The following is an 18,564-nucleotide window of genomic DNA, read 5'->3' on the forward strand; positions in this document are numbered from 1 at the left end:
CGTAACAACCGTTTGTGAAAAGGGTAATAGTAGGAAGAGGGAGGTACAGTAAAGAATTTACTTTAGGGGAGCAATAAAACTCCTCCGGGAAATTTCGTCATGGTTCGTGTAAAAAATTCACGACATCAAAAAACAGACGACAAACCCTTGAAAAACCATCGCTATTTCGCCATTCAACCTTGCGGTTCGCTGGGCTACTGATTCGGTTACAGGAATGTAATAATTCCGTCAACTACTGTGCTGGACATCTCGTATAGATAGTTGCGCGATCTGGAGATGAACAACACCGCAAGATTGAAATGGCACACGAATGGCAGGGCTACACTGGGGTAGCGATAATGATGACACCAACGCCAAGAGTTTGCTGAAAATGACGAGGAACCATTGCTAACTGGCACGCTACGCTAAGGAGAGGTACAATCATGGAATACACATATAAGTATCCGAGTAAGGTTCAGGACATCAATGGCCGCCGCTACGGCCAGATCAGCGTCAACGAGGAACACATGACGCAGACCCTGAACGAGCTGATGAACCGGCTGGATATGCCGGAAAAAACCATTGCTGTTCAAGTGGAGGTTAACGCCTCGCGGGAAAAAATCTGGGAGGTTGCTGGCGGAACCGTCGCAAAGTTCTTCAGCCACCACCCGATCTTTGCAGGACTCTCCTACCTGAACTCCTTCGGTTCCGATGAAGGTGGGCGGTTTATCATCCACCGCGTGATGAATGGAGTGGTCTTCGATCGTATCGGCGAGGTGATGGTCAACATGCCACTGGCCGAATTCACCGCCAGTGATGTGGAAATTGCCGACCCAAGCGTTAGCGGCTTCTTCCCGTCGCTCTACACGATGAAGCTAAGCGACCACCCCGACGATCCCTCCAAGACGATCGTGCTGCTAACCTACACGATGCTTGGCGTTGCCCACCCCTGGGCACTGGGTGTGCTGGCCTACCAAGCTAACAGCATCAAGTATCACGCGGAGTTGCAGAACGCATAACCGCCAGCATCTATCCTGATGACAAACGGCCCGACAGCGCAAACTGCTGTCGGGCCGTTTCTTTTGCGCCACTCCTATTCCCCACAACCCTTCCCCCTGTAAGTTCATGTTTCGCGGCGACCCGTTGGGTGGTGTGATGGTTAAGTTTGCTTCAACCAATTATTCGCATTGCCCATGGGACTGTTCAACTCAACAAGCAGCAAACAAACCATCACCGAAGAAGCTGTCCGCCAAGCCCTTTCGGCGATTAACGACCCCGACCTTCGGCGCGACATCGTCTCGCTTGGGTTCGTGAAGAATATCCAGATCACCGGAACAAGCGTTGCCGTTGTGATAGAACTCACCACCCCAGCCTGCCCGGTGAAAGACCAGATGAAAGAAGAAGCTGAACAAGCCCTTCGGAAACTGGGTGCCGAAGATGTTCAGATTCAGATGACCAGCCGCGTCACCTCGCCCACGGCCGCGCGCCGAGCATCCATCCTTCCTGAAGTGAAAAACACCATCGCAGTGGCTTCTGGGAAAGGGGGGGTTGGGAAATCAAGCGTGGCGGTGAATTTAGCGGTGGCACTGGCCCAGGAAGGAGGGAGGGTTGGGCTGATTGATGCCGACATCTACGGCCCTTCGGCTCCGCTGATGTTCGGCTTGAACGGCAAGCAAACCTACGTTTATGAGAACACCAACGGCGAGCGGAAAATTGCCCCGCTGGAAGCCTACGGCGTAAAAGTGATCTCGCTGGGATTTCTTGTTGACCCCGACCAAGCGGTAATCTGGCGCGGGCCAATGGCCGCCGGCGCGCTGAAGCAGTTGATGACCGATGTTGAATGGGGCGAGCTTGATTACCTCATCTTCGACCTTCCCCCCGGCACCGGCGATATTCAGCTGACACTGACGCAATCCATCCCCCTCACCGGCGCGGTGATCGTCACCACCCCACAGGACGTTGCCCTGGCCGATGCACGCAAAGGCTTGCGGATGTTTGAACGGGTCCAGGTTCCGGTGCTGGGGATTATCGAAAACATGAGCTATTTCATCGCCCCCGACACCGGCAAACGGTACGACATCTTCTCGCACGGCGGCGGACAACGTGCTGCTGCCGAGATGAACGTCCCGTTCCTGGGTGAGATTCCGTTGGTGATGGAAATGCGCGAAGGTGGGGATGAAGGGAAGCCGCTGGTGGTGCGCAATCCCGAGTCGGAAACGGCGGAGAGCATTCGGCAGATTGCCCGGCAAATGGCGGCGCAAGTCTCCATCACCAACATCGGCGAACAAGCGCAGCCCCTCACGATTCAGCTGATGCAACCAAACTAAGGTTGCCGCTCGGCATTGCCGATCTCATACTCCATCTCCATCTCACACACTCTGATCTCTATTGCCCACCAACTCGAATCTCAATCGAGTTGGTGGGAATTGCCGGGGCGGTGCCGATGCTGATGCTGCAACGCTTCCCCGCCTGTGCGCACTTCTCCCGCAACGTTGTTGCCACCTCTTTCCCCCAATCTTTGGTTGCTGGTTCACCATCTGCCAACATCACTTCTATCCTGCTTCCTGGCCCTGCGGCTGCGGCCACTTCCTCAAGAACGCGGCTTGTGCGCGGCTGGTTGTCGTGATTGGCGGCCATGCTGCGGGGAAGGCTCCAACGCCCTTGTATCACGCTTCCGCTGGGGTTCAAGGTCTGCTCGGTTATCCGCTCGGTCCGGACCACTTGCAGCGGCAATTGCGCAGCCGCCGTTGTGGAAGCTCCGCTGGAGTCACGCACCTGAAGCTCGGCCAGCAAGGTCGTCATCTTTCCCGACGCGCCGTCGGCAGCAATCCGCCAATTGATCTGAGCGGTTCCGCCAAGCGTGGCCTGGCTGGAGTACTCACCAACGGGTTGGCCATTGTGGGCAATCCGGATCTTCCACTCCTGAATCCCCACGCCCGATTGAAACGCCGGGGCAAGCTGGATTCGGGGCGGGTCCACCGTTGTTGACTCCGCCGATATCACCACCGGGTCCAACAGGGCCACGGTGTCGGCCAGCAACGTCACCCGCGCATCTCGATCGCCGCGCTCCGTTGCCCCTCCGTGGAATGGCTTGGCTGGCTCCTGCTCCATCCGCGCCACTTCGATTCCCCACGCCGCATGGAGATATTCCTGGATTTCCCCAACAAGCTGGCCACTCCCGCGCAACCTCACTCTGGCATTGGGATAGCGGTGGGCCATGCGGAATCCCACAACGTTCAGCAAATGGCGTTGCCACTCCGAAGTTGGAACCTCCGCAAGCAAATCGGGGGTGAAGTTCGCGGCGGCGGCGGGGGGAAGCCGAAGTTGCTGTTGCAGCAGCTCCCCATCAATCGCCACACCGCTGCCGGTCCGAAGCTCCCACCGGTGTTGCAGCCGAACATGATCTACGCCGACCGCCGCCACCGGGGTTGCTTCCCCCGCAGCGTCCACAGCGTGCAATTGCAAATGCGCCACCAGCGGCTGTGCCGAACCACGGCTGCCCGACTGAGCTCCGGAATCAACCGGAGCAGAGGAAGAAAGGGGAAGCGATTGCACCCGGGAGGAGGCCGGAGTATCCACCCTTTGGCGGGCGGCTATCGGATCCGGCAACGCAGAAGGGAGGGATGCTGCGGTATCCATTCCTCCCAAATGAATCATCAAGCCCAGCCGGCCCTGCACCGTTAAGTCTCGCCACGCCAAGCGTTCTACCATCGAGAGGAGATCAACCTCGCCGGCAATTCCCACCAGCCCCGACACCTGCGGGCCAAGGGGGAAGGTGTAATCGGCTGATGGAGAGAGTGCAAGAGAGATGCCCGCGCCCGATAGCCGTTCGCCATCGTTCATGGTTCGGCTGCGGAGGCCATCCTGGAAGCTGTGATCGCCGGGGCCGCTCACGTTATCGGTTTGGGTGATTGCGGAGCGTAATCGGTAGCTGACGGTCCCGCCAATTCCAACGGTAAACTGCGGGTCAACTTGATACTCTGCGCTGGCCCTGAACAGCGCGTGCTGGTTGCTCCGGTCCAATCGCAATGCCCTCTCCAGCGTAACCGGGGCAACGGTTGCCGAATCGAAAATCACCGTTGGGTCGCTCGGTGGGGTTTCCAGCGTGCTGGCTCCCGATCGCCACCCAACCATCAGCGACAATCCCCACCGCTGGCCGAACAAGCCCGGAATCTGCACCGCGGCCATCAGCCCGCCACGGTTGGCCGTCCCCGATTCAAACAATCCGCAATCGTGCGTTCCGGCATAGACCGGAATGCTCCCCTGCGACACGCCAATGCCAAGCTCGCCAATCACCCCAACCTTTGTCGGGCCAACGTCAAGAACCGAACGCTCCTGGCCCAACGCCATGCCGGGGAGAACAAACAGCAGCAGGGCAACAGCAGCAACAACAACGCCCCGAACCCCACGCAGAAGCAGGGAAGGGGGCATAAAAAAACCGAGCGGGGGAAGGAATGGGGTGGTCATCCTCCCCCCTCGGCAATGATGATCGGTATGGCATTTTTTTCGGAACCGACGGCGATCTCCAAAAGGTAGATTCCCGCAGGCACGCCATCCAGATTGGGGTGATAGACTTCCTCGCGCCCGATGCCAGCTGGAAGCTCGACCGTTCGTGCTGTTCCGCCAAGAAGATCAACCAACCGCAACGTTGGCCGCGCTCCGATTGGGGCGATGTACCGAATGGCCGCGCCATCGGTAAGCGGGTTGGGGCGGATGCTGGTGACGCGCGCCCGCTTCGTGAAGCTCAGCCCTTTCCCGATCTCGCATCCCTCCAACTCCACAACACCGCTGGCGGTGTCAATCGTTATGAATGGGGAATCCACCGCCACGCTATCCACCGCCACCACCGTCTCCGGGTATCCAGTTGCCAGCCCCATCAGTTGAACCCGTGCGACGGTTTGCCCAGTGATCGGGCCGGGAATCTTGAAGGTCAGTGTTCCGGCGGCGGTGTCGGCAGCGTGCGCCACGGCGTAGGAGTGGGGGATTGTGGCCCCGGCGGCGTTCGTCACTTGGGTGGGATAGAGTGCCCGCGCCGGCATCCGTATTCTGAAGAACAGCGACTGCACATTCTGGTCGGCGCGAATCGGAGCCACAAGGGCCATCGGTAGCTGGAAGCTGTTCCCTGCCTCCCCCGTTGCGCGGCTTAGCCTGACGGCGTTTCGCTCAACCAGCGGCGGCTCCTGCTGGGCAGTGGAACCATGCAGCAGAATCGCGATTGGTGAGTTGGTCCAACTGGTGGAAAGGAACAGCGTTGCGGTGGTGTCGGCAATGGTGCTGTCGGGGCAGAAGCGGACAACAAGGCGCACCCCACTTGGGGCGATCACCAGCGGGAACACCGTTGGCTCAACCAGCGTGAAGCGGGTGTCAACGCGCTGGTTGTTCCGCCAAAATTCGGCGCGGGTAACTTGGTGGGTGGCCTCGCCAACAATCGTGATGGTGTCGGTGACGCACGTATCCACCTTCACTGCTCCAAAATCCAACTCCAACGGCGTGATGGTGGGGAGGACCGTATCCACCGCCATGCTTCCAAAAAGCTCCACTTGTGATTGCTGCTGTTGCCCATTCAGTTGGTAGTGGAGCCGCAGCGTTGCAGTGGTGTCGTCAGGGCGGTTGTTTGCGCCGGGGCAGAACTCCACAACAAACGCCACCGCCGTGCTGGATTGCATGGTAACGGGGAAGCTGACCGGACGGATTACCCGGTAACGCAAGTCGCGCTGGTTGTTGATTCCTTCAATGGTGACGGAGTCAATCCGCAGCAGTGTGTTGGCCGGCGAAGTTACGGTGAACGAATCCACCTTGCACTGGCCGGACCGAACCGGACCGAACCGAAGCGCGGTGTCGCTAAGCTGCGGCGGCAGCGGCGATGCCGGAACAACGGATGCTTGCAGGCCGATGCGAAGCTCGGTTAGCGTGTCCCGCTCGTTAATGATAACCGTGTTCAGCACCGGCGACTGGAATTGGGCATTCGCCGTGAACTGCACACGAACCGGAAGGGATTGGCGCGGGCCAACCGTGGTTTGGCTGGTGGGCGCAAGGATCGCATAGCCTTGATCGCCAAACGGACTTTCCAGCCGCGCAGTGGTGATGGTGATCGGCTTGCTTGTGCGGTTGACGGCAAGCACCGTCAGCGAATCGCGCCCGCCAACGGCGATTGGGTTGGGAAACGCCGTGTCGGCTGGCGCGGCCCACACCGGCGTGATGGTGGCCTGCAGCGGGACGGTCCGCGTCTGGAGCGATCCGGCATTCCCCCAGCTCACCATCAGCGTGTCGCGCAGGACGCTTCCCACCGGGGCGGTGCCGCAAAACCGGAGTGGGATGGAGGTTGAGGTTCGCAGCGGAACATCGAGCGTGGCACGCTGCAAGCTGTCCAAACTGATCCCTTGCAGGGTCCATCCCGAAGCTACGTTTGCGGAACCGGAAGCAAGCCAGACCGTTACCGGAATGGTCCCTTGCACGATGTTGGTAAGGGTGATGGTGTCGTCGCGGCAGTCGGTGCGGGGGATGTCGGGGTGCAGAAGCGAACGCGGCTGAACCAAAATTGCGGAATCCAGCTGCTGGGCCGCAACCGGGTTGCCCAACGCCGCAACCACCAGCCAAAGGAAGGCTGCGGCCAGCACAATATTCTTGGATAGAAAGAAACGAATCCGCATGAATTTGAGAGATGGAAAGCCCCGGAAATGCTTGCCCCAGAAGCACTTGAAAGGTAAACACACCAGCCGCAAAAAAATCACAGTGGGCGCAGCTTGGATGCCGCATGGCCCAACCGCCGCAACCGCCGCACGCGCAACCGCAACGCGAGGCCGTTACGTTGCTATCGCCACGCGGTTCCCTAACTTCGTCCCCGGTGAACGCCCCTTGCGGCCGATTCGCGCAACCAACTCACTCGCTACTTTCTTCAATCATCTGTGATGCCAACCGAACCTCGCAACGCCGTGCTGGATCGCCTTCCCACGTGGAACTTTCTTGTGGCCACTGGCCTACTTTTGGGATTAGCCTATCCCCCGAACCCTGTTGGATTGTTCGGCGCGGTTGGGCTTGTTCCCTTGCTGTACGTGCTTCGGCGCGCGGCAACGTGGAAGCAAGCCTTCCGCTGGAGCTACGGCTCCTTCCTTCTTTTTTCCGCGCTCACAACGTGGTGGGTGGGAAGCTGGCAATCGAAGACGGAGCCGTACTTGATGATTAGCTGCCTGTTGCTCATCATCATCCACCCCCTCTTTTTTGTGATCCCGATGCTTCTGTACCGTTGGGTGATGCGGCGCGCATCCCCCTTCCATGCACTGCTGTTTCTTCCATTCCTATGGACCGGCGGGGAATACCTTCACGCGCTCACCGATGCCAGCTATCCGTGGCTAACGCTGGGGAACACCCAAACCTACAACCACTATTTCATCCAGTTTATTGAGTTCACCGGGGTGTGGGGGCTGAGCTTTGTTTTGCTGGCAATCAACTGCGCCCTTACCGCGCTGCTGTTTGCCGCCGGGGCGGATATTCCCCAACAGCAACGCCGCCAAGTTCGGCGCGTTGGGTTGGGGGTTCTGGCCGCTGCAATTCTGCTCCCCTACGCCCACGGCATTCTGCGCGACGAATCGCCAACAAAGGGGGGAGGGATGACAACCACCATCATCCAGCCGAACGTTGATCCGTGGGACAAGTGGGAGCAGGTGGATACCGTAAACCAGATTGAGTTGAACGGCCAGATGACCCGGAAAGCGGTGGCCGCGCTTCAGCAAAAACCAGATATGGTGCTCTGGGTGGAGACGGCGATTCCCCGCACGCTAACAACGCCCGGGGCCGAAGGAAGAATGGCGGAGGTGATGGAGCTGGTCAACAGCATTGATGTTCCGCTGATGAGCGGATTCCCCGATTACCACCGCTACTCCGATACCGAGCCGATTCCCCCCAGTTCCAAAATCGGCGTTGAGTATGGCGCGGCGGGCCAGCTGGACAGCTTCCGCTACGACCACTTCAATTCCGTTGGGCTGTTTGTGCCTGGCAAGGGCCTGACAGGCGTGTATCACAAGATGCAGCTGGTCCCGTTTGGCGAGCGGATTCCGTTTGCCGATGATCTTCCCTTCCTGATTAAAATGCTGACGTGGGATATGGGGATTTCGGCGTGGGGAAGGGGGCAATCTATCACGGTGTTCGATCTGCCGTTGCGGAATGGCCAGCCAGCCAAAGGGGGAGCCGTGATCTGCTTCGAAAGCGTTTACCCGAACGTGGTGCGGAAGTTCGTTGACTCCGGCGCAAATTTCCTAACAGTGGTGACCAACGATGGGTGGTATCTGGGAACCACCGGCCCATTGCAGCACCAACGTTTTGCCCTGCTTCGCGCAATCGAAAACCGCCGGCCAATAGCGCGTGCAGCCAACACGGGAATCAGCTGCTTCATCTCGCCAAACGGTGAGATTTACAACGAGACCGAGCAGAACGTGGCCGCAGCAATCACCGACCAGCTTGAGCTACGGAGCGGCCGTACACTCTACACCCGTTGGGGGGATTGGTGGCCGCAACTTTGTTTGCTGGCCGCAGCAATGTTCGCGGTAGCGATTGCTCTGCGCCGCCACCGAAGCGCGTAGCCGGTTATCGTATCGCCAATAACTTCCGATAGCCCTTCCCCCCCAAACGGAGCAAGCCAAGCGCGGCATTGACTTGGCGATCATTCGGAAGCGATTTCGCCACACGCTCACGCTGGGTGGTGAAGCGTGCGGTGATCTCATCAAACAGCCAGCGGCGGACCTCCTCGCGGTAACGCTCCATCTCCCTTCGTTGGTCGGCTTTTGCAACGCCGCGCAGCTTCTCGATTTGCTCCACCACTTGCGCGCTGCGGCGGGTGCGGCGGGCATCGTCGTACAGGTCATCTATCTGCTCAATCAATGGGTCCGGCGTTTGGGATTCGTTCAGCTCGTTGGTGGAGAATTCCATGAAGGCTGCCAGAAGCGAATCGGTGATGGCGAACCGCTGGGGCAGCGCACGCATCCCCGAAGCGGACTGGCTGGCGAAACGGAAAAACAGGTTCGATTCCGCAAGCCGGGCAATAATTGCGGCAGTATCTGGCAGCCGCACCAGCGTGTCCGGCAGCACCCCGCCGTGGTCGTACACGGGCCGCCCGATGCGGGTGCGGAACAGGCGGTGGCTGGTGTCCACCGTTCCCCCGGCTTGGTCCCCGGCGTAATCAATTTTTTGGATGCAACGCCCCGATGGAGTGTAATACCGCGCCGTGGTCATCTTCAGCATATTGTCGTCGGGAAGCAGCCGTGTGGATTGGACCAAGCCCTTCCCAAAACTGGGGACCCCAATCACCACGCCAACATCAAGGTCCTGCATTGCCCCGGCAACAATCTCGGCAGCGGAAGCTGAGTATCCATCCACCATAATTACCACCGGCAAGCCTTCTGCAATCGGGTCTTCGGTGGAGCGGTATTCCTGGCTTTCGGCGGAGTCGCGGCCCCGGGTGGAGACGATCAGGCTGCCGGAGGGGACGAACTTCGCCACCACATCCACCGCTGCTTCCAGCACGCCGCCGGGGTTGTTGCGAAGGTCCAGGATCATCCCGCGTTTCATCCCCTGGCGTTGCAAGTCAAGGATTGCCGCACGCATCTCATCGCCGGCATTGCTGCTGAACCGGGTTAGCCGCACGTACCCAACGCTATCGGCCACCATGCCGCTGTAGCTGATGCTCCGCACGCGAATCGTCTCGCGGGTAAGGGTGAAATGGAGCAGCGTATCCACGCCGTCGCGTTGCACCGTTAGCGGGACCGTGGTGTTCGGCAGGCCGCGTGTTTGTTCGCGCAGCCGTTCAATCGGTCCGTTCAGCATCCGCACGCCGTTAATCTCCATAATCCTGTCCCCCATCCGGACCCCTTCGCGCTGTGCCGAGTATCCATCCATCACATCGGTGATCGTCACCATGCTGTCGCGCATTCCCACGCTAATCCCAATCCCGCCGTAGGAGCCGCTTGATAGCAACTCAATTTCGGCGGCCTCACCTTTCCGCAGATACTCGGTGTAGGGGTCCAGTTCTTCCAACATTCCATCAATGGCGGCGGTAATCATTCTTTCTGGGTCCAGCTTTTCCACGTAGCCGTGCGACAGCTCGCGGAACGTCTCGCCGAACACCTCCAACTGGGCGTTGACGTTGTAGTAATACTCCTCCTCGTCGGGGAGCATAAAAGCGGCAAGCACCATCACCGAGGCAAGCACCATCAGCAAGGCACGTGGCGAGAGCGGGAGCGTGGAATGTGGCTTATCCATGGCGGTTCATCAGGGAAGCAGATTGCAGAAAATTTCTTTGGCCAAAATAGTGGTTCGCCATGCAGCGATCAATCCCCCAAAAAATAGCGACCCCGTTTCAACGGATGCTGAAACGGGGCCAAGCCATTATTCGGTTGTTTTCTTTTTAGAGGATCACGTTAGTGGATCACGCGCATTGCCTTGGCGTACACCATCTCCCCTTTTGCCGTCTTGACGGTAAGGTGGTATAAGTAGCTTCCGGTGGCAAGCTCGGAGACATCCACGGTAACGCTATGGTCGCCGGTGGCTTGGTCGGATTGGTCGAGCGAGCGAACCAGCCCGCCATTGGCATCATAGATCCGAAGCATCACTTCCGATGCCGGCTCGGTAAGCACATAGCCAATGGTGGTTGTGGTGTTGGCCGGGTTCGGGAAATTCTGCTTCAGCGTCGAGCTTTCTGGAAGCTCAAATCCCGTGACCGGTTTCGGAAGGCCCAACGCTTCGCTGAACAACGCCCGAAGATCGGCTCCGTTGAAAAGCATAATCAGCGGCTCGATACCGAAATCATAGACCTCTCCAACCTGTTCCTGTCCCTTCTCCGATTTCAATTCGGCGATGGTCTCGTTAAAGTCATCGCGGTTATCAATCAGCTGGCGTTTTGCTTCGGGGTCGGCCATGATCGCCTTCTTGTTTGCGGCAACGTAGCGGTCGGCCTGCGATTGCAGCTCGGTCAAAAATGTGGCAAGGTCACCAATCACCTCTTCTTTCAATCCATCAAGCGATGTGCGGTAGCGTCCGGACATCTCCATCGCCGTTCCAAAAATGGAGAAGACTTCGGTGAGCTTTTCCATCCCTTCTTGTTCAATCTCTAGATCGGCGGTGGCCTCGTTTTCTTCTATCTGCTCGATCTGTGCGTCCTCGTTCTTCGCTTTCTCCAGCATCTCGCTGGTCAGGATGCTCCAGCGGACGCGGAGCCGATTCAAGGTTTCAAGGTCGGCAGCCGAGAGGGTGCGGTCAATTTGTTGTTTGTAATCGCTAAGTTTTGCGGTCCAGAAATTGAGCGCAGTCTGGCCAATTTGATTCTGCAGCTGCTGCACCAGCGGGGATTCGCCATCGGGCTGGGTGCGGTCAATCGTTTGTTGGGCGGTTAGCGGAGCGGTGGCCAGCAGGATAGCGGCACACGCGCCCGCAAGGCGTGCGGCGGTTCGGCGTATAAGCATCGGTCGGTTCCTCCAGGGAAGTTGAGTATCGTTCATCGGACTGTTTGGGAAAAGGGGCTGCGTCAGAATGCCAGCGGTTGATTAGTGCTCGCGTTCCAGCAGACGCGCCGGACAGACGACGCACCCACAGCAAAGTTGCAACAGGGGAAGCCAGCACGCAAGGGAAGTGGGAGTTTTATTGGTGAGTAGTAGAATGAAAAATTATAGGAAGAATTGAACAAATCTGAATAGATTGAGCAACGAACAGCTATGAACTACATTGAATACATCAATGCTGCGCTTCAACCATCGCATCCGATTGGCTTGCGTGCGGTGGATCTATTTGCAGGGTGCGGTGGTATCTCCCTAGGCTTTGAGGCAATGGGAATTGCTGTTGATGGCTATGAGATGGACCCCAAAGCCGCCAGCACCTATAATCACAACTTGCAAGGCCATTGCTTTACTGAGCGGTTGACGTTAGCCACCCCCATTAGCAATGGGTATGATATCGTTCTTGGGGGTCCGCCATGCCAGCCATTTAGCGTAGGTGGACACCAAAAAGGAGCGGAAGATGACCGGAACGGGTTCCCAGTTTTTATCAATGCGATTCGGAACATACAACCCAAATTGTGGTTATTCGAGAATGTGCGTGGTATGCTCTACTCAAATCGTGGCTATTTTGAGCACATAGTGGCGGAGCTTGGGGAGCTTGGTTACAGGATTGAGTATCGGATCTTAAATGCTGTGAATTACGGTGTTCCGCAAAATCGTGAGCGATTATTTGTTGTGGGGCATCGCAGTAATTTTAATTATCCACCACCCCTAACAAAAACAACAACCGTTGGTGAAGCAATTGGAGATTTAATTGATACAACAATAGATGAGAGTAAAATTTTAACTCCATCAATGGATCGCTACGTATTGAACTATGAAAAAGCCTCCAAGTGTGTTAATCCACGGGATTTACACCTTAACAAACCAGCGCGAACATTAACTTGCCGCAACATTGCTGCGCCAACGGGTGATATGCAAAGGGTTCGCTTAAGCGATGGTAGAAGAAGACGCATTTCCATCCGTGAGGCAGCGCGGCTTCAGAGTTTCCCCGATTGGTTTACATTCCACGGCACCGAGACACAACAGTATTACCAAATTGGGAATGCAGTCCCGCCAATTCTTGCTTTGCATTTAGCTAAATCTGTTGTTCAGTGTTTGACAAGCAATGAATATTCAAATAACGTGCTACTCGAATCACCACTATTAAGCATCGGGGCGCAAACGATGATTGTTTTTGAGCAATGAAAAAAATACGCTCTGCTTCCATACAAAACCTTATTGACGAAACCATCGAAATTTTAAGAATGGTTGGGGTATCCGTAGAGAAAATGACGAAGCGATCCGCCGAGCGAGCAGCAATGGTACTCCTTGCAGTAGCTGGCGTACAGGGGAATTGGGATAGAGGATTGAACCGTAATCGAAAGATAAAAACCCGTGAAATCATCAACTATATCAATCAGAATTTTGAAGAAAATATTTCCAGCGGGTCGTACGATAATATCCGTCGCAAGGATCTACGGCCTTTAATTATGGCAGGAATTGTAGAAAGCAATGCTGATAACCCTCAAGCCGCAACAAATGATCCAACACGGGGATACTCACTTACCTCTGAAATGATCGAGCTGATGGTCACATACGGAATTGCGAATTGGCATTTATCTGCACAAAAATCCCTTGGCTACAAAAATTCTCTTAATAATCAGAATACTTACGGAATCCCTGTTAATCTGCCGAGTAGCATTACCATAGAGCTATCTTCTGGTGAGCACAATAGGCTTCAACGGCATATTATTGAAGATTTTTTACCGCGCTACGGGTTTGGTGCAGAAGTGCTATATATAGGGGATACCAAGAATAAATTTCTTTACCTTCAGCAATCACAACTTTCTTCTTTGGGTTTCCCAATTATTTCACACGAAAAGCTCCCTGATATTATCGCTTATAGTTCAACAAAGAATTGGCTGTACATTATCGAGGCAGTGCATAGCAGTGGAGCTATCAACGAGCTTCGCATAGCAGAACTACAATCCATGGCGAAACACTCTACCGCTGGTGTTGTTTTTGTCACGGCTTTTTTAACACGCAAAGATTTCAAAAAATGGGCCGCTGACATTGCCTGGGAAACCGAAGTCTGGATTGCTGAATATCCCGACCATTTAATTCATTTTGATGGTAAAATTTTCATTGGTCCACACACAACAGCGGCATCAACTGATCAACGTTCATAGTACACGACGCATTTACTGAATGACCAACAACACAACACCAACAATCCTTGCCGAGCCGGAAAACAGGCTTCCCGATTTTGCGTTCGATCAGCTTCCCGAGCCGCTGGCCAGCAACGTTGCCGCCATGGGATGGAAATCCCCCATGCCGGTGCAAGTCAAAGCGGTTCCGTACCTCCTTTCTGGCCGCGACATGATTGTCCAGTCGCACACCGGTTCCGGCAAAACCGGCGCGTTCCTTCTCCCACTGCTTCAACGACTTGACCCAAGCATCCGCACGCCACAGGCGTTGGTGCTGGTCCCAACGCGTGAGCTTGCCATGCAGGTCCACGAAGAATTCCTGGCGTTGTCGCAAGGGACCGGGCTTCAGGGCGCGCTGATTTACGGCGGCGTTGGCTACGGCCCCCAGCTTCAAGCCCTCCGCGACGGCGCGCAAGTGGTGATTGGCACACCAGGCCGAATCACCGACCACCTTAGCCGCCGCTCCCTGAACTTCAACAACCTGCGCGTCCTTGTGTTCGATGAAGCCGATGAGATGCTTTCCATGGGCTTCTACCCAGCCATGGTTGAAATCCGCTCCTGGCTTCCCCGCAAACGGATCTCCTGGATGTTCTCGGCCACCATGCCCTACAAGGTGCAGCTGCTGGCCGAAGAATTCCTGACAAAGCCAGAGTTCCTAACCTTGAGCGCCGGCCACGAGACCGTCAGCACGATGGAGCACCGCTGGTACATGGTCCCCCCAATGGATAAGGACCTGATGCTGATGCGGTTGATTGAAATAGAAAGCCCGGAATCGGCCATCATCTTCTGCAACATGAAGACCGATGTGGAATACGTTGCCAGCGCGCTCCGAAGCCGTGGCTACAACGCCGATTTACTATCGGGCGACCTTAGCCAGAAGGACCGCGAAACCGCCATGCGCCGGATTAAAAACCACGAGGTCCGGTTCCTTGTTGCCACCGATGTGGCCGCGCGCGGCATTGACATCAGCGACCTTGCTTACGTCTTCCAATACGACGTCCCAAAAGATTCCGAAAGCTACTTGCACCGCGCCGGACGCACCGCCCGCGCAGGGAACACCGGCGTTGTGGTGACGCTGGTGGCGAATATGTCCGACAAAACCGACCTGAATAAAATCTCCCGCCGCTACAACGTTGACTTCGTTGAGATGAAGCTGCCAACGCAAGAGGAGATGGAGCAGCGGATTGCCGAACGGCTGATTAACCTGCTGGAAGAACGGATGCGGAAAATCACCAAGCAGGTCCACCGCGAGCGGATTGCACGGTTCGAGGCGTTGGTAAAAGGCCTTTCGCAGACCGAGGATGAGTGGCTGTTGGTGGCAATGCTCCTGGATGAGTTGTACCAGAAGGAATTCCACGCCGCAACGGCAACCGCCGGCCCAACCAGCAAGGCCACCACCGGAAAAACTCCGCCGCCACCGCAGGCGGAAGCACGGCCAACAACCCAGCCAGCAAGCGGAACGCATCAGCACGCAACGCCTTCGCACAAACCAAGCCCGCCAACGCAGCCGGCCCAACAGCAAACGCCCACCACCCTCCATCCGCAGGCTGCGGATGGAGCACTACAGGAGCCTGCCAAAAAGAAAAAGAAGAAAAAGAAACGCCGCCGCAATCGTGGCGGGGAGCAAACCGCCGCCGGCACAACCCTGCAAGCAATGGGAGCCGATGCCGCCGCAAACGCTGCCACGCAAACCGCAACACCGGCGGAGCAGGAGCAGGCGGCCAGCGTGAGCATTGAAGAAGTGGCAACGGCAGAAACCGGAGCGGCGGAGCAATCCCCCACGGAGCTTCCCGCCCCAGCCAAGAAAAGCACACGCCGAAAAACCACTGAGGAAAAAGTAGAGATAGCAGCAACCACAGAATCCGCGCCGGAGCTTGCAGCCGCGCCAGCCCCTTCCGGCAAGCCGGCCAAAGCTCCCGCAAAACGGAAGGCCAAAACCACCCCGGAACCCAGCCAACCGGAAGCGGTTTCGGAAGCAATCCCAGAAACCAAACCGGCCGGGCGCAAAAAGCAAAAAGCCGCCGCGCAAAAGGAAGAAGCACCGGTGGAAGCAACAGCCCCGGAATCTATCCTTGCCCCCGAACCGGAAGCCAAGCCAGCAAAGCGGAAAGCCAGCCCAAAGAAAACGGTGGCGGAAACCGCGCCAGCCGAAGCCCCAGCCGTGCAACCGAAGCGGCGGAAGAAAGGGGAGTAAGAAGGGAACGGAAGAATCACACAACAGGGGCATGATCCAGGCCGATCATGCCCCTGTTGATGTTCATCTCAGAGTTTCATAAAAACCATCACTCACTTCCCCGCCTCCTTTTTTTCCTCACCCCGACGCTGCAACCTCACACACTCCATTGCAGTTAGGGTGTGGCGGCGGGCTTGGTGATGGAGCCTGCACGATGTACCTTGCTTCCCCACTGTTGTGGGCGACGCTGATTCCTTGATGATGCCACTTATGACCGACGACAAAGTCCGCGCGCTGCGGCGGATGAAACGGATTGCCACCGGAGCCTTCCTTCTGATGACGGCAATCTTTTTTGTGACCAACCATTTGGGGAACCAAGCCATTTTCTGGGTGGTGCGTTGGGACCACGTAAACGCTTTTGCCGAGGCCGCAATGGTGGGCGCGCTGGCCGATTGGTTTGCGGTGGTGGCACTCTTCCGCCACCCTCTTGGCATCCCCATCTGGCACACAGCAATTATCCCGAACAAGAAGGATGAGATTGGGCGCAACCTTGGCACCTTCGTGGAAACCCGATTGCTTTCGGTGGAGAATTTGCGAACCGAGATCGGCCGGTTTTCCGCTGCGAACGCGGCACTTGGCTACCTGGATGAACCGAGCCACCGCCAACGCGCTGCCGAACTGCTGACCGAAGGGATTGCCACCATCGTTCGCCAGCTTGATGATGAACAGGTGCAAGCCACCATTGCCGAGGCCGCCACCGACAAGCTGAAAGATTTGAATGCCAGCACGCTATTGGGGAATGGCTTGGAACTGATCGTCCAAAGTGGCAGGCACCAGCAGATCATTGATTCGGCATTAACCTATCTGGCCCAATGGGTGCCAACCCGCCGCGACATGATCCGCCAGTTTATTGAGCGGTCCTTGCAGCGAACCTTGAAATGGGGAAGCAACCTTGTTCCCAATGCCGTTGTTGAACGCGCCACCGACCAAGTGCTGACCGCGCTGATTGAGGTGCTGCAGCAGGCCGCCGCCGACCCCGCCCACCCAATGCGCGAAGACTTAAACAGCCGCGCCGAGGAATGGGTTCACCGCCTGCAGCAGGATGAAGAATTGGGGGAGAACGTCAACCGATGGAAGAATGATTTGGTGGAGAATCCAACCGTGCGCGGCTACATCGCGGGGCTGTGGATTTCCTTGAAAGAATGGATGCTGGCCGATGCCCAAAACGCTGACTCCACCATCAGAAGTTACGTGCTGCGGGGGATCGAGTCGTTCCACCAGCGGCTGACCGAGGACCAAGAGCTTCGCCAGACGATTGACACGAAGCTCCGCTCCGCCGTGATTAGCGTGGTAAGCAACCACCACAGTGCTATCGGCGGGGTGATTAGCCGAATTGTGGATTCCTGGGATGGCCAGCGGCTTTCCCGCGAGATTGAGTTGAACTTAGGTCGCGACCTTCAATATATCCGCCTGAACGGGACGTTCATCGGGGGCATTGTTGGGTTGCTTATTCACCTTGTAAAGGTCTGATGATGCGCAGAATATCTCTCACATTTCCCTTCCTACTCCATCGCCCACTGCGTGCCGTTGGCCTGCGGTTTTCCTGCTGCTGCTTGATGATGCTTGCCGCAGTGCTTGAGGTTTGCGCCCAACGCCCGGCAACGTTTCGGAACCCGCTGGACTCGGTGATTATCCGGGGGATGACCGAGCGGTATATCGAGCTTTCACGTGGGCGATGGATGGACTACGACAGCATCGAAACCTACGCCGCCGACGAGCTTGCCAACCAACTTACCAACGGCGACCGCGGCGCGCTGATGTTCAGCAAAACGCTGAACTACGCGGTGCAACGGACCTTCTCCGTCCATATCCACGACTCGTTGGGCGTTGCCACCGTTGCCGCCACCGGCGACACGGTCCCGATGTTCGGCCCCTTGACGATTGACTTCACGTTCCTGTTCCGCAAGGTGGAGCAGCTGGGGTGGCGAATCAGCGCGATACGGCGGCAAGTGGGGACCGAGCAGGTCCAGAAACGCTTGGCCACACTATCAACCACCACCGAATTCCCCGAAAAACTGAAGCCAGTGATGGCACGCGAATGGGGAAGATTCTTGCTGAGCAACCAGCAGGTTAGGGAGCATTTTCAGGCCAACCGCGAACGCTTCAACCAACTGCTTGCGCAGTTCCAACGTGGCGATTCGTTGATGATGGTTGGGCGCACCAGCGATAAGATATCGCAACTGAACTATCACTCCATCCTGTGGGATGCCGCCACCGAGACCACCCCGAAAGAAGTGGTGGACGACTATCTGGCCACCGCAACCCCAACCCAACGGAAGGAGATGCAGGCCCGGCTTCGGTACGTTGAACGGCTGCGAAAAGCCGGGCGCGACACGCTTGCCAAAATCGCCAAGCACTACCGCTTGCCGGTCCCACGGCTCGACTCGGTGACGGCAATGATGGCGGAGCTTTGGGTGAAATATATCAACGCCGCACTCCCCTGGAAGCAAGCGGTCCAGTTCACGGTGGATGGGCAGTTCGACAACGTTTTTGGCTACATCTATTGCCCCAGCGATTGCCCCTTCATCTCGCCGGAAGAGTATTACTACCTTGAAGATTTAGGGGGCGGATGGTGGCTGTTCCGGTCCACATAAACCAGCGGAACTCCATTGGATGATTTGGG

At 56.9% G+C, this 18,564-nt stretch carries 12 protein-coding genes; 8 read left to right on the plus strand and 4 right to left on the minus strand.

From position 1 onward, the window contains the following. Nucleotides 1-422 precede the first annotated feature (422 nt). Nucleotides 423-998 carry a hypothetical protein gene (locus IPM61_05375; protein ID MBK8910743.1) on the plus strand — a complete coding sequence of 192 codons (576 nt, stop codon included), beginning with the start codon at nucleotides 423-425 and terminating at the stop codon, nucleotides 996-998. Nucleotides 999-1,172: 174 nt separating this feature from the next. Next, entirely contained in the window at nucleotides 1,173-2,306 is a 1,134-nt protein-coding gene (gene apbC / locus IPM61_05380) for an iron-sulfur cluster carrier protein ApbC (GenBank protein ID MBK8910744.1), read from the plus strand. Between the two features lie 58 nt (nucleotides 2,307-2,364). Here apbC and IPM61_05385 read toward each other — a convergent pair whose 3' ends face one another. Next, nucleotides 2,365-4,446: a hypothetical protein gene (locus tag IPM61_05385; GenBank protein ID MBK8910745.1), complete on the minus strand. Its 2,082-nt coding sequence runs from the start codon at nucleotides 4,444-4,446 to the stop codon at nucleotides 2,365-2,367. Beyond that, a complete protein-coding gene (locus IPM61_05390) occupies nucleotides 4,443-6,629 on the minus strand; it encodes a hypothetical protein (protein ID MBK8910746.1) in 2,187 nt (728 codons plus the stop codon). Before IPM61_05390 ends, IPM61_05385 begins: the two co-directional genes overlap by 4 nt. A 258-nt stretch (nucleotides 6,630-6,887) precedes the next feature. Here IPM61_05390 and lnt point away from each other — a divergent pair, with 258 nt between their 5' ends. Continuing rightward, nucleotides 6,888-8,555 carry an apolipoprotein N-acyltransferase gene (gene lnt / locus IPM61_05395; protein ID MBK8910747.1) on the plus strand — a complete coding sequence of 556 codons (1,668 nt, stop codon included), beginning with the start codon at nucleotides 6,888-6,890 and terminating at the stop codon, nucleotides 8,553-8,555. A gap of 4 nt (nucleotides 8,556-8,559) precedes the next feature. Here lnt and IPM61_05400 read toward each other — a convergent pair whose 3' ends face one another. Continuing rightward, nucleotides 8,560-10,230: a S41 family peptidase gene (locus tag IPM61_05400; GenBank protein MBK8910748.1), complete on the minus strand. Its 1,671-nt coding sequence runs from the start codon at nucleotides 10,228-10,230 to the stop codon at nucleotides 8,560-8,562. A 158-nt stretch (nucleotides 10,231-10,388) separates the two neighbouring features. Then, nucleotides 10,389-11,429: a T9SS type A sorting domain-containing protein gene (locus IPM61_05405; protein ID MBK8910749.1), complete on the minus strand. Its 1,041-nt coding sequence runs from the start codon at nucleotides 11,427-11,429 to the stop codon at nucleotides 10,389-10,391. Nucleotides 11,430-11,678: 249 nt separating this feature from the next. Between IPM61_05405 and IPM61_05410 the strand changes: the two genes are divergently transcribed. The 5 genes from IPM61_05410 (at nucleotide 11,679) to IPM61_05430 (ending at nucleotide 18,535) form a co-directional block, all read left to right on the plus strand. Continuing rightward, the gene (locus tag IPM61_05410; protein ID MBK8910750.1) at nucleotides 11,679-12,707 is read left to right on the plus strand and encodes a DNA cytosine methyltransferase; all 1,029 of its coding nucleotides are present in this window, start codon (nucleotides 11,679-11,681) and stop codon (nucleotides 12,705-12,707) included. Then, the gene (locus tag IPM61_05415) at nucleotides 12,704-13,690 is read left to right on the plus strand and encodes a restriction endonuclease (protein ID MBK8910751.1); all 987 of its coding nucleotides are present in this window, start codon (nucleotides 12,704-12,706) and stop codon (nucleotides 13,688-13,690) included. Before IPM61_05410 ends, IPM61_05415 begins: the two co-directional genes overlap by 4 nt. 19 nt (nucleotides 13,691-13,709) lie before the next feature. Further along, nucleotides 13,710-15,902: a DEAD/DEAH box helicase gene (locus tag IPM61_05420; protein ID MBK8910752.1), complete on the plus strand. Its 2,193-nt coding sequence runs from the start codon at nucleotides 13,710-13,712 to the stop codon at nucleotides 15,900-15,902. A gap of 234 nt (nucleotides 15,903-16,136) precedes the next feature. Continuing rightward, nucleotides 16,137-17,411 carry a DUF445 domain-containing protein gene (locus IPM61_05425; GenBank protein MBK8910753.1) on the plus strand — a complete coding sequence of 425 codons (1,275 nt, stop codon included), beginning with the start codon at nucleotides 16,137-16,139 and terminating at the stop codon, nucleotides 17,409-17,411. A gap of 86 nt (nucleotides 17,412-17,497) precedes the next feature. Further along, complete coding sequence (locus IPM61_05430; GenBank protein MBK8910754.1) at nucleotides 17,498-18,535, plus strand: hypothetical protein; 1,038 nt, start codon at nucleotides 17,498-17,500, stop codon at nucleotides 18,533-18,535. Nucleotides 18,536-18,564: the final 29 nt, after the last annotated feature.

It is taken from the genome of Chlorobiota bacterium, assembly GCA_016710285.1.
In the GTDB taxonomy this organism is placed as follows: Bacteria; Bacteroidota; Ignavibacteria; order OLB7; family OLB7; genus OLB7.

Coding starts and splice junctions, on each gene's coding strand:
- IPM61_05420 (MBK8910752.1), top strand. CDS start 13,710: ATGACCAACAACACAACACCAACAATCCTTGCCGAGCCGGAAAACAGG.
- IPM61_05410 (MBK8910750.1), top strand. CDS start 11,679: ATGAACTACATTGAATACATCAATGCTGCGCTTCAACCATCGCATCCG.
- IPM61_05385 (MBK8910745.1), bottom strand. CDS start 4,446: ATGACCACCCCATTCCTTCCCCCGCTCGGTTTTTTTATGCCCCCTTCC.
- IPM61_05405 (MBK8910749.1), bottom strand. CDS start 11,429: ATGCTTATACGCCGAACCGCCGCACGCCTTGCGGGCGCGTGTGCCGCT.
- IPM61_05400 (MBK8910748.1), bottom strand. CDS start 10,230: ATGGATAAGCCACATTCCACGCTCCCGCTCTCGCCACGTGCCTTGCTG.
- IPM61_05390 (MBK8910746.1), bottom strand. CDS start 6,629: ATGCGGATTCGTTTCTTTCTATCCAAGAATATTGTGCTGGCCGCAGCC.
- IPM61_05415 (MBK8910751.1), top strand. CDS start 12,704: ATGAAAAAAATACGCTCTGCTTCCATACAAAACCTTATTGACGAAACC.
- IPM61_05430 (MBK8910754.1), top strand. CDS start 17,498: ATGATGCTTGCCGCAGTGCTTGAGGTTTGCGCCCAACGCCCGGCAACG.
- lnt (MBK8910747.1), top strand. CDS start 6,888: ATGCCAACCGAACCTCGCAACGCCGTGCTGGATCGCCTTCCCACGTGG.
- IPM61_05375 (MBK8910743.1), top strand. CDS start 423: ATGGAATACACATATAAGTATCCGAGTAAGGTTCAGGACATCAATGGC.
- apbC (MBK8910744.1), top strand. CDS start 1,173: ATGGGACTGTTCAACTCAACAAGCAGCAAACAAACCATCACCGAAGAA.